The sequence below is a fragment of the Nitrospira sp. Nam74 genome, from assembly GCF_965152615.1.
Genome location: NZ_OZ224220.1, coordinates 2551709 through 2563542 on the forward strand (window position 1 = coordinate 2551709; position 11834 = coordinate 2563542).

Genomic DNA, 11834 nt, shown 5'->3' on the forward strand with positions numbered 1-11834 from the left:
ACGTAAAGATCAATGGAAATCCGACGCCCGGGCAAGGTCCCTGCCCGGCTGATCGTCGCAGGGTCCTCTATTACACTTACGGTATGGTCAAGCACGAGCCCATGCAAAGCGGGACGATCACCGATTGGCGGCATGCCGTTCGTGTTGCCGGATTATCCGCGCCCATTCATCCCATCATGGTCCATTTCACCATCGCGCTCTTCATCATGTCCCTGATCTGCGATGGCGTGGGGTATCTTTTCAATGTGCCCTCGCTTGCGCAAACTGGTTGGTGGACCCTCGTGGGCTCCGTCCTCGCTACGCCGCTGACGATCGCCACGGGGGCCATCTCGCGTGCGCGCATGCCGATGGAAGAAGGTGAAGGGCGGTCCTTTTTGCGCGCACACATGGCGCTCGGATTGATCGTGTTGGGGCTCCTGATCGTGATGGCGCTCTGGCGAGCATGGCTGTGGCAAACCGAGAGCCCCTTAACCATTCCATATCTCGCCGCGCTGATCGGCGTGGCGGTTGTCATCACCGTGCAAGGCTATTTGGGCGGTGAACTCGTGTATCGGTATGGTGCGGAGGTGAAACGAGAATATCGGCAGCTTCCGGGCCATCGTCCTGCGACGGCTCCTCCGTCTTTATTTTCGCCGAGACGCGCGAAGGAGCTGTGAGAGGAAGGGCGACATGGGGAGATCTGTCTTTCTTGGCCTGAATCCGTTTCAATGGCTGGCTTTGATCGTGTCAGCGACGACGGTGCTGATTATGGTGGATGCGTTCGTCGGACACTATCGGCATAACTTTTCGTACCGTCTGCAATATGGCCCCCTGATCGTGGGACCCCTGCTTGCCGGCCCGATTCTGATGGCGGCGGCGTTCCCGCGCGTCACCTGGCTGAATGACACGGTGTATCTGGTGGGGTGGCTGGCCATTGTCACCGGGTTTATCGGCTTTGGTTATCACGTCTACTACGGCATGGTGAAAAAGCCGGGGGGAATCCAATGGTGGTTGCATTACCTCATGTATGGCGCCCCGATGCTGTTCCCCTTGGCCTTGAGCGCGATGGGGCTGCTCGCCTTGATTATTTCAGCCGGCCTCGCTGGTGAGCAGAGTATCTTCGGGGTTCAGATTCCAACGGCGCTCTTGATATTTGTGGTGCTGGTCCTGCTCGGCGGCATTCTTCAAGCCGGCATCCTTCATTACCGAGGCGCGTTCAATACTCCGGCCATGTACGCACCGCTCACCGTGCCGGTCATCACCGTGCTTGCCGGCCTCTGGATCGCCATTGCCCCGTCCGACGCGAGCAGGATTGTCTTCGGCGCGTTCCTGTGGCTCACGTTAATTGTCGGTTTCATCGGGTTCGGCATGCATCTGCGCGGCCTGGACCGCCAGATGGGTGGAATGTATGTGGCCTTGTTTAATCTCATGCAAGGTCCTCCGCAAGGCGCACCCGGATGGTTTGCCGCGTTGGCCGGTATCGGCCTCGTGACGATTTATCTCATGTAAGGATACGCAAAGGAGACAACATGAGCACGGCCCGACATCTTCATCGCGAGACCACACCCGGTGAAGAAGAGGTATTCCAGACTCGTTATCCGCATTTTAATGTATTGGACAAATGGGCGACTCCCGATTGGGATGATCAAACCCGTGAGACGATTCGCCGACGGCTCGAAGACGTGCCATCCATCCGCTTCTTATCGCCGATCGAAGTGAAGACATTAGAGGCGATCGTCGATCGGATCATTCCTCAACCTGATCGTCCGGCAGAGACCAAAATTCCCATTGTGCCGTGGATCGATGAGAAGTTATTCGAGGATAAGCGCGAAGGCTTTCGATTTGAAGTATTGCCTCCGCAACGAGAATCCTGGAGGTTGGCGATTGCGGGCATCGACGAAACGGCACAAGTATTGTTTAAGGCGCCGTTTCATGAGTTGGACGCTCCGTCGCAGGACATGATTCTCAAGCGGGTGCAGCAAGGCGATCCGCCCGGCGAGGTCTGGAAGCAACTGCCGAGTCATGTGTTCTTCAGCAAAATCCTGGCGGTCGAGGTCGTGAAAGTGTATTACGCACATCCTGCCGCCTGGAATGAGATCGGCTATCACGGTCCGTCCTCACCGCGCGGGTATAGTCGCATTTGGGACGGCGGCGTCGATCCCTGGGACGCCCACGCAGAAGGGCCGAATCATGACGCACCCTAATCAGGGTGACACCAATGGATGGACGTTAACCGCGCCCGGCATCAACGGCGAACGGGTGCCTATGCGCGACTGGTCACGCGAAGAAGTGGAGTTTTGTATTGTCGGGGCCGGGGCCGGCGGAAGCGTGCTCGGTGCCAAGCTAGCGGAGGCCGGATTTTCGGTAGCAATCCTCGATGCCGGCGAGCATTGGGACCCGACGAAAGACTTTATTTCCGATGAGCGCGCGGCTTCGAAATTATTCTGGACGGATGAACGCATCACCGGAGGTCAGCACCCGGTCGAATTAGGCTCGAACAATTCCGGTCGGGGCGTCGGGGGCAGCACGGTCCACTATTCCATGGTGGCACTGCGCGCGCACCCCGAGGATTTCCGGCGCCGCTCACTCGACGGCGCGGTGCCGGGTGCCGATCTCGTCGACTGGCCGTTGACGTTCGACGATCTGGAATCGTATTACGACGAGGTCGAAGAGGCGCTCCAGATTGCCGGTCCGACCTTTTACCCCTGGGGTCGCCGACGCCGCCGGTACCCGCAACGTGAACATCAACTGAATGCCTGTGCGAACGTCCTGGTTCGTGGTTGCATGCGGCTCGGCATTCCCGTGGCGCCCTGTCCGATTGCGACGCTCAGCGCGCCGCATGTCGATCGTCCGCCGTGCGTCTATCGCGGGCTGTGCAATTACGGTTGCTCCACCAATGCGAAAAGCTCCACGTTGGTGACCTACATCCCACGGGCGATCCGAGCCGGAGGAGAGGTGCGGCCGGAATCGATGGTGGCCCAGGTGACGCACGATGCGCATGGGCGGGTGGATGGAGTGCTCTATTTCAAGAAGGGACAGAAGGGACTGCATCGTCAGCGCGCCAAGTGTGTCGTGGTATCCGGCTATGCCATCGAGACGCCTCGTCTCTTGCTCAATTCAGCGAGTCCGCGGTTTCCGAACGGTCTCGCCAATTCTTCCGGGCTCGTCGGCAAATATTTCATGGTGCAGCCGAGCCATCAGGTCTATGCGAAGTTTCCCGAGCGGATCAACCAGTACAAAGCGCCGCCGCCCGGCGGCGCGATCAGCGAGCATTTTAACCGAACCATGCCGGATGTTGGATTCATCTGCGGCTACGTCATCGAAGTCATCGGCCCTCATGCCGTTGAATTTGCCGAACGCCTGATCGCCGGACGGGGCTTATGGGGCGCTGCCCTCAGGCGGGAAATGCTGGATTACAATTATTTTTCCGGATTAGGTATGGTTGGCGAATGCATGCCGCAACGAAGGAACGAGGTCAAGCTGCACGCCACCGAGCGCGATCAGCACGGATTGCCCGTCGCCCACGTGCTGTTCGGGTACCATCAAAACGATGACCGCCTCATTCAGCATGCCAGGGGAAAGATTGAGGACATCTTCAGGGCGGCAGGCGGGTCCGACGTCTGGGACGCGCCGAGAACGGCGCATCTGATGGGAACGTGCCGCATGGGGCACAATCCGAGCGAGTCCGTTGTGAACGCCGACTGCCGGGCGCACGATATTCCGAACCTGTTCATCTGCGATGGATCGGTCTTTCCAACGTCGACCGGTGTTAATCCGTCCATCACGATTCAGGCGATTGCCGCGCGAACGGCCGATCGCATTCGGGACATGGCCCGGCGTGGAGAGCTATAGCGACTCCATCGACGTATGACGACCGCGGCGGCATGTTCCGCCCCACGAGACTCTAGCGCTCATAGTGAGGGTGAGAGAGGAAATCGGACGCCATTAAGCGTTACAGCCGTTTACTTTGGGATTCGAGAGTGCTTCTTATCCCAATCCAGCCAGGATAGGAGATAAAAAATCAGCGCGAGCAGCCATAGGATCGGAACGCCGATGATGGTGAGGAGTGCCAGCTTCATGAAGCCTGCCTCCGCCGCTCTTCCTGTAGGCGGCGATAAAGAAACTCTTTCAGCTTCTCTTTCACATCGGCCCTAAGGTCGGCCACCGCGATACGATCATTGCCCAAAAATTCTTTTCGAACCGTTTTCGGAAAGAGACGAAACGAGCGGATCAAAATCTCTTCCGCAATATCATCATAGTAATAGCGCACAACGTCTCTCGCGCCGTCCTCGGCGTCCGGTTCAGTCTGTTCATGAAAAAAGAGCGTGCTCATTGTGGTTAGATCGAGGCCACCTTGTCGTAGTATTGATGATCTTCGCGATAGCCGCCATGGCCTAAGCCCACCTGTTCGAGCGAGGAGACCAGTTCGATGCGGCGCAAATACTTCACCATCTTGTACCCGACTTTCGTCTCGAGGCGCAGACGGCACGGCGCGCCGTGTTCGAGCGGCAAGGGATTCCCGTTCATCTCATAGGCCACAATGGTTTGCGGATCGTCCATTTCATGGAGCTTGAACGCTTCATAGTAATGGTCCGGAGCGTACTCTTCCTGGACGAAGGCGTGAAAGACGATCCATTGGGCCTCAGGACGCGGCCGACATGCATTCAAAATATCGGTGACGCGCACGCCGCCCCACCGCGCGAAGCCGGTCCACCCTTGGATGCAATTGTGCATAACGGTTTGTTCTTGTTTGGGCATACGTTTGAGGTCGTCGAGCGAGAGTTCGAGCGGCTGATCGACCAACCCAATGATCCGCAAGCGCCACTCGCGAAACCCATCTCGGGCGAGAAGGCGATAGTCGCCGTCTTCCGGAGGATAGCCGTTCACGTGATGCTCGGCCGAGATGTCTTGTGGCCGGTAGTGCTGATGCGATTTCAATGAACCGAACATGAACCGCATGAGCGGCTCCACGATCGCTGTTGCATGCTCTTGAAACTTTCGCTGATTCCATCGGGTGTACAGCGTGGCCGCAATGTGAAGTCCGATGACCGCCAAGAGTGCGCACGAAGCGATGATAAAGCCCATAACCGAAGGCAGCTCGGATTCACCGAACATGCTGAACATCGTTTGGGCATCGCGCGGAAAATGGACTACGACCACCATCGTCAGGTGCGTAAGCACGTAGGCGACGAGCAGCATCAGTCCAATGAAATGCAGGCTGCGCGCCCCTTGTCGGCCGCCGAACAGTTTCGCATACCACGGATAGCGTGCGATAAAGGCCGGCGACTGCGAGAGCCCGGTCGCGATCATCAGCGGTCCCAGCAGAAATACGACGCTGGCATACACCAGTTGCTGCAGGGGATCGTAAGGGTGGAACGAGGATTCCGGCGGAATCTGAAGGCTTGCAAACGTCTTCGCGCTTTCCCACGCTTCCGGAATGATGGACCAGCTTGTTGGAATCAGTCGCCGCCACTGTCCAGTCGCAAAGAGCAATCCTACGTAGCTCAGGCCATTCAAGATCCAGAGCGGCACGATCAGGAAGTGCCAGTTGCGCCCTGAGCCCAGATTGTGATGTCCGCCAGGGATTGCAAAGACCGGCGAGATGTCTTCGGCCTCATCCATCGACGTGAACAGCCGGTTCGTCGGCATTTTTTTCTTGCCGAATTTGATCCATTCGCTCCCCAGGCGGCAATGATTGTTCCAATAGAGCTTGGGGTGATCGGCAAGAATCTGCAATCCGCTCCGCATCAGAAAGAAGATGCAAACCAGATTGATGAAATGATTGATCCTCAACCAAATGGGAAAGCCGAGATCAGCCGCCTGGGGATCCATCCGGTCTCAGTCCTTGTACCGTCTTCTTCTCAGCTTCATAAATGTAAGTTGACCCGCCATCATCCATTCTTTTCTATAACTGCGTAGAGTTGCTGCCAATCAGTATGCGGTGATGTGCAGTGTAGGAAACGTCTCATCATACCGGTCGCCGAATGTCTGGTCATTGCGGCATGAGCAGAACCGCACGCCTGAGACAGCCCTCGAAGGAAAAGACTTGATGTCTGACAAACCGCGCCGACTTGAGGCCAAGCTAGCCATCAACCATTGAAGTAGCACAATGCCTTATAGCAAATCCACGGATCATTCCCACCGTGAGTATCAGAGCGTATCTAGACCACCAAGCATCGGCCACGTGGCTGATCGGCGAAGGATTTATAGGATGAGATTAGAAAAGGAGCATCGGCATAGAACGACGAATTGAAAATCACGACGTCGGCCAGAAAGAGCTGGGAACGCTACGCGTCGCCGATTGAAGTTCGCCGTCATGCGGCGGCTGCATACGAGTCAACTGAACCCCGATTGGCGCCCGGTCACCTTGGGAAGGTGATGGTACGAGCGGCTAACCGATTCGAACTAGTCTCATTGTTTCTAATTACGTCGTCTCTGCCCGCATTCGCTCGTTCGCTACTTGTTTGTTTTAGGTTGCGACTATGACAGCTCCCATTCCGAATACTCAGCGTCCATTCTTACCCGCATGCAATTGGCATCTTCCCGGAACGATGAGTACGTTTGAAAGGGACGCATATCTCAATTCTATAAGTGGGGCCGGCGGCGTCCGAAATCCGCCCGCGTACGCCTCATCGCGTTCATGGCGATGAGCAGCGCGGATACGCCCAGTAACGTGAAGGCGCCAAGGCTGCGCGGCACCCCCTGTGCAATGCGGTTCTGTTTAAAATAAGACTTCTCCGGATAGGGGGCACGATAACCATTCCCTCTGACAATGCCTCGACCTCGCTCAATTGCGTTTTGCATGGCAAGATGCAGCACCTCGGCCAGATGAAGGCCTCGCCGATCGGTCAATTGGCGGATTTGCTCGCGACAACTGAAACCGTCGGCAACGATCAGGGTCTCTTTCGAGGCCGTTCGGACAGCCGGCAGCAGGACAAGATTGCCGACCTTGAGGGATGTGTCAAAATGTTCTCGCTTGAACCCGAACGAGCCGGCCATGCCGCAACACCCGGAATCGAGGATCGTGAAATCGAGACCGAGCTTGCCGAGGAGGTCCTCTTCGGCGTCCAATTTCATGACGGCTTTCTGATGGCAGTGCCCATGAACGATTGCCGTGGCCTGGAATGAGGGAAGCAAGGCATTCGGCACCTTCGTCTGCAGAAACTCCGCCAACGTGAAGGTCTGGCGAGAGAGCCTTCGCGCGGTCTGGTCATGGGGAAAGAGGTTCATCAGTTCATCGCGAAAGACCGCCACGCAACTCGGTTCGAGTCCGACTATCAGCGTGCCCGCGTCGATGTCCGACCGCAGCGTCGTGAGCACGTGACGGAGCAGGCGCTTGGCTTGGTCCAGCATGCCGAAATCGTACAGCGGCCGGCCGCAGCAGAGCGTGGCCGTCGGGACGAGGACCTGACAGCCGAGCGCTTCGAGGACTTCGACAGCCGCCTTTGCCGTGCGGGGATAAAAATAATTGTTAAACGTGTCCGGCCACAGGATAACCCGTGGACCGGTTGCCGAAGAGGTCCCCGAGGGATGAGGCGAAAAGCTGCGACGCGCGAACCAGTCCTTGAAGGTCTGTGCGGCAAAAGCAGGCATTTGCCGGTGAGGCGAGATGCCGCCCAGCGCTTTTACGAGAGCGCGAATGCCCGGAGTTTGTGTGAGGAAATTGGCCATGTGAGGAGCCAGTGATGCCACTCGGGCCCACAGATGGATCAGACCCATCGAATAGGCGGCGACGGGACGAAGCCGCCCGGCGTAGTGATGAGACAGAAACTCCGCCTTGTACGTCGCCATGTCGACGCCGACCGGACAGTCGCCTTTACACCCCTTGCACGCCAGGCAGAGGTCCAGCGCCTCATTCACATACTCGTCGCGCCATCCATCTTTCAGCGGATCGCCCTCCAGCATTTCAAAGAGCAAGCGCGCCCGCCCTCTGGTCGAATGCATTTCTTCCCGTGTCACGCGGTAGCTGGGGCACATGGTGCCCTTGTGTTCTCGCCGGCACTCGCCGATCCCGATGCAACGCCGACTCGCGCGCGCGAAGCTGTACTCATCGTGAGGAAACTGAAAGGAGGTCCGGACATCGGGAGGATTGTAATCGGCGCCGAGGCGAAGGTTTTCATCGAGGCGGTAGGGCCGGACGACCTTCCCCGGATTCATTCGCCAATCGGGGTCCCAGATCGTCTTGAACTCTTCGAATGCGCGCACTAATTCTATGCCGAACATTTTCGGGAGAAACTCGGCTACCGATTGGCCGTCGCCATGTTCACCCGACAAGGAGCCGCCGTATCCCAACACCACATCAGCCGCTTCCTGATGAAACGCGCGAAACGCGCGAATGCCATCGTGCGTTGTGAGGTCATAGTCGATCCGCGTATGAATGCATCCTTGGCCGAAATGGCCGAACAGGGTGCACTGGTAGCCGTACTTGTCGAACAATCGACGAAGGTCGCGCAGGTAGGCGCCGACCTTCGCCGGCGGCACGGCGGAGTCTTCCCACCCGGTCCACGCAATCTTCTGCCCCGGAACATTGGCCGCTGCAAAGCCGAACTTTCTCACCGACCAGACGGTCTCCTGTTGCTCGGCATCGGAGAATCGCTTGGCCTTCGGCCATTCTCCTCGTGTGGTCAACGAGTCGATTAAGCGCGTGGCGCGACGGTCCGCCTCGTCTTGCGTCTCGCCGCCGAACTCCACCAGCAGCCATCCGTTCCCCTCAGGTAGAAGAGAAGGGCCTTTGACGGCGCCTTTCATTTTCGTCAGGTCTTCCACGAGGACGCGGTCCATCCCCTCGAGTCCGATTGGGTGGGCATCCAGGATTTCAAGAATATGGTCGCCGGCTCGGTAGACATCCGGATAACCGAGGACGACGAGCGACCGCGCGGTCGGACTCTCGACGAGGCGCACCGTCGCTTCGAGGATCATGGCACAGGTGCACTCGGAGCCTACCAGCGCTTTCGCCACATCGAACCCGTTTTCATCCAGCAGAGCGGGGAAGTTGTACCCCGAGATGCGGCGGGGAATCTTAGAAAATCGAGTTCGGATGTCGTACTCGTAGGTGTCCCTGAGCCTCCTGAGCCCGCGAAAGATTTCGCCTCGGCGGCCCGGCTCCGACATTATGCGGCTTAGCTGTTGGGAGTCGGTCTTGCCGACCCGCATGCGCACGCCGTCATAGGTCAAAATGTCCAATTCCTCGACGTTGTCGGATGTGGTGCCGCCCATTATGGAATGGGTCCCGCAGGAATTGTTTCCAATCATCCCGCCGAGCGTACAGTGATTGTGCGTCGCCGGGTCCGGCGCAAACGTCAGCCCGTGGGGCGCGGCGGCGGACTGTAAGTTATCAAGCACAAGACCGGGTTGAACACGCGCCTGCTTTCGTCGAGGATCGAACGCGACCACGCGATTCATATATTTTGAGAAGTCGAGGACGATTGCCACATTGCAACTCTGTCCGGCCATGCTCGTCCCGCCGCCTCTGGCGAGGATCGGAGCGCTATGGCGGCGTGCGACAGCGACCGCCGCAACAGCGTCATCGATGTGACGCGGAATGACGACGCCGATAGGGACCTGTCGGTAATTCGAGGCGTCGCTGGCATAGAGCGCTCGACTGCCGGCATCAAAGCGCACTTCGCCCTCGATCGATCTTTTGAGGTCCTTCTCCAGCCGTTCGGTGTCTATGGCATCCCCGGGCGCCGCGCCGCGAGGCTGAAGTGTCTGGCCGCGCGCAATCTTCGACGGCTCTTGTCGCCGCTCAATGTGTGTCAGTTGCATAGAGCAGATGGCCTTATCATTAGCCGCGAGCGTTACACCACTTCGCGGATCTTGTTTTCAATCACGGTCTTAATGATCTCCCATCGATCTTTTGTTCCCTTCGCCAACGACTCAGCAAAGGCCAGTGCTTGCTTGGTCGTGATTTTGCCGGGCATGGGGGGCTCGTTCTGATCTACCACCGCTTCGACGAGCGCCGGACCGGGATAGGCAAAGGCTTCTCGTAATATGGCTGGCACTTCTCGCGGATCCTCGACTGTATAGCCGCCCATGCCGCAATCCCGGGCGACTCCAGCAAAGTTAATCGGCTCAAGGTCCACGCCGAATTCGGGATGGCCTTCCATGGCCAGCTGCTCCCATTTGATTTGTCCCAAGGAGTTATTCTTGATGACAATCACCTTGACGGGCAGGCGGTATTTCACCAAGGTCACCAAGTCACCCATCAACATGGCCAAGCCACCGTCGCCGACGAAGCACACGACCTGACGGCCCGGGTAGGCCACGGCAGCGCCGATGCTGTACGGCAAGGCGTTGGCCATCGAACAGAGCGTTCCGGAAGCGGCGAACTGCATTCTGTCGCGTATCTTGATGTGACGAGCTGCCCACGTCGTCACCGTGCCGCTATCGCATGCAATGATCGCATCATCGGTCAGAAACTGGTTGAGCTGATGCGGGACGACCTGCGGCTTCATCGGCAGATCCGTCCGACTCGCCCGCTCGTCCATCAGGTCGTTCCACTGTTTCATTCGCGCTTGGATGCTCTCGAGAAATCCGCGCTTCTTTTTGCGCTCGATCATGGGCAGCAGAGCGCGCAACACATCCGTGCTTCGGCCGACCAACCCGACTTCCACAGGATAGCGCAGACCGATACGATTCGGATTGATGTCGATCTGCACCCCTCGCGCCTGGCTGGGAGCGGGATAAAATTGATAGTAGGGAAAGCTGCTGCCGACAATGATCAGTGTGTCGCACTCATCGATTGCGTCCGAGGACGGCGCCGTGCCGAGCAAGCCGTGGCTTCCGGTCGTATAAGGATGATCATCAGGAATAACCGCCTTGCCCAAGAGGGCTTTGATGATCGGCGCGCCGGCTTTTTCTGCCAGTTCAATAACCTCGTCGCGGGCGCCCAAGGCCCCTTGGCCCACGAGGATGGCCACTTTGGAGCCCGCGTTAATGATCTCTGCGGCCTTTCCAAGTCGGGGCGCAGGCGGCAGAGGAAAGACATCACTCGCAAGATGGCCGCTATGCTGTGCGACGTTCATGGCGGAGCGATGGCCGTCCTCCGTCCAGTCTTGCATGTCCTTTGGGATGGTGATGTGCGCGACCGTCCGCTGATTCATGGCCGCCTTGACCGCTTCATCCACGACATTGTACAGATGCGCCGGTCCCATCACTCGTTGATTGAAGGCGGCGACGTCCGTATACACCTTATCTAAATCAAGGTCCTGCTGAAATCGCGTACCGATCAAGTCATGGAACGTATGGCCCGTAATTGCCAATACGGGTTGGCCGTCATACTTGGCATCGTACAAGCCGTTCAACAAATGAAGCCCGCCCGGGCCGGATGTCGCCAGACATACGCCGAGACGTCCCGTAAACTTGGCATACCCGCAGGCGGCAAAGGCCGCTGCCTCTTCATGCCGGACCTGAATAAATTTGATTCGGTCTTGGTGCGTCCGGAGCCCTTCGAAGAGCCCGTTCACGCCATCACCCGGATAACCGAAAATCGTATCCACTTCCCACGCGATCAACCGTTCCATCAACATGTCGGCGACCGTCTTAGATTTGGCCATACGTCCCTCCGTGGGAAGGTTCGAGGGGGCGCGTTTCGGATTGACCTGAGCGAGCGCCAGAGCCTCCGAACCTAGAACTTAATCACTCCATTCAGCCTGGCACGGTAGCCAGCAAACTGCAGTCAGTGAGCCGGATGAGCGTTGTCGATGATTAGGCTCTCTTGAATCGGCAATGGTGTTACAGGACGGTCATTAAGGCATTACGACAGACTGATACGTGGAGATATCCATCGATCCTTGACGATGAAGCGAAGGCTATGTAGCCGTGCCGGCGAGGTGGATGTGGACGAAAAGCTTGCC

8 protein-coding genes are annotated in these 11834 nt (G+C 57.9%); 4 read left to right on the forward strand and 4 right to left on the reverse strand.

Annotated elements, in window-relative coordinates:
• Positions 1 to 101: 101 nt before the first annotated feature.
• From ACWHYZ_RS11985 to ACWHYZ_RS12000, 4 genes are read left to right on the forward strand one after another with little or no spacing between them, the layout of a single operon-like run.
• Positions 102 to 656 carry a DUF2231 domain-containing protein gene (locus tag ACWHYZ_RS11985; RefSeq protein ID WP_447987475.1) on the forward strand — a complete coding sequence of 185 codons (555 nt, stop codon included), beginning with the start codon at positions 102 to 104 and terminating at the stop codon, positions 654 to 656.
• A 13-nt stretch (positions 657 to 669) separates the two neighbouring features.
• Entirely contained in the window at positions 670 to 1488 is an 819-nt protein-coding gene (locus ACWHYZ_RS11990; protein WP_447987476.1) for a hypothetical protein, read from the forward strand.
• Between the two features lie 20 nt (positions 1489 to 1508).
• Positions 1509 to 2183 carry a gluconate 2-dehydrogenase subunit 3 family protein gene (locus ACWHYZ_RS11995; RefSeq protein WP_447987477.1) on the forward strand — a complete coding sequence of 225 codons (675 nt, stop codon included), beginning with the start codon at positions 1509 to 1511 and terminating at the stop codon, positions 2181 to 2183.
• Complete coding sequence (locus ACWHYZ_RS12000) at positions 2170 to 3831, forward strand: GMC family oxidoreductase (protein ID WP_447987478.1); 1662 nt, start codon at positions 2170 to 2172, stop codon at positions 3829 to 3831. Before ACWHYZ_RS11995 ends, ACWHYZ_RS12000 begins: the two co-directional genes overlap by 14 nt.
• A gap of 223 nt (positions 3832 to 4054) precedes the next feature.
• Here the strand turns inward: ACWHYZ_RS12000 and ACWHYZ_RS12005 are convergent, their stop codons facing one another.
• The 4 genes from ACWHYZ_RS12005 to ACWHYZ_RS12020 all read right to left on the reverse strand — a co-directional run bounded on the left by ACWHYZ_RS12005 (position 4055) and on the right by ACWHYZ_RS12020 (position 11534).
• Positions 4055 to 4312, reverse strand: coding sequence for a hypothetical protein (locus ACWHYZ_RS12005; RefSeq protein WP_447987479.1), 258 nt, complete (start codon positions 4310 to 4312; stop codon positions 4055 to 4057).
• 5 nt (positions 4313 to 4317) lie between these two features.
• Entirely contained in the window at positions 4318 to 5811 is a 1494-nt protein-coding gene (locus ACWHYZ_RS12010) for a molybdopterin-dependent oxidoreductase (protein ID WP_447987480.1), read from the reverse strand.
• A gap of 753 nt (positions 5812 to 6564) precedes the next feature.
• Positions 6565 to 9744: an FAD-binding and (Fe-S)-binding domain-containing protein gene (locus ACWHYZ_RS12015; RefSeq protein WP_447987481.1), complete on the reverse strand. Its 3180-nt coding sequence runs from the start codon at positions 9742 to 9744 to the stop codon at positions 6565 to 6567.
• Between the two features lie 32 nt (positions 9745 to 9776).
• Entirely contained in the window at positions 9777 to 11534 is a 1758-nt protein-coding gene (locus ACWHYZ_RS12020; RefSeq protein ID WP_447987482.1) for a thiamine pyrophosphate-dependent enzyme, read from the reverse strand.
• Positions 11535 to 11834 lie beyond the last annotated feature (300 nt).

Excerpts from the sequence above, each read along its gene's own strand:
- ACWHYZ_RS11990 (WP_447987476.1), top strand. The coding sequence starts at position 670 with ATGGGGAGATCTGTCTTTCTTGGCCTGAATCCGTTTCAATGGCTGGCT.
- ACWHYZ_RS11995 (WP_447987477.1), top strand. The coding sequence starts at position 1,509 with ATGAGCACGGCCCGACATCTTCATCGCGAGACCACACCCGGTGAAGAA.
- ACWHYZ_RS12005 (WP_447987479.1), bottom strand. The coding sequence starts at position 4,312 with ATGAGCACGCTCTTTTTTCATGAACAGACTGAACCGGACGCCGAGGAC.
- ACWHYZ_RS12015 (WP_447987481.1), bottom strand. The coding sequence starts at position 9,744 with ATGCAACTGACACACATTGAGCGGCGACAAGAGCCGTCGAAGATTGCG.
- ACWHYZ_RS11985 (WP_447987475.1), top strand. The coding sequence starts at position 102 with ATGCAAAGCGGGACGATCACCGATTGGCGGCATGCCGTTCGTGTTGCC.
- ACWHYZ_RS12010 (WP_447987480.1), bottom strand. The coding sequence starts at position 5,811 with ATGGATCCCCAGGCGGCTGATCTCGGCTTTCCCATTTGGTTGAGGATC.
- ACWHYZ_RS12000 (WP_447987478.1), top strand. The coding sequence starts at position 2,170 with ATGACGCACCCTAATCAGGGTGACACCAATGGATGGACGTTAACCGCG.
- ACWHYZ_RS12020 (WP_447987482.1), bottom strand. The coding sequence starts at position 11,534 with ATGGCCAAATCTAAGACGGTCGCCGACATGTTGATGGAACGGTTGATC.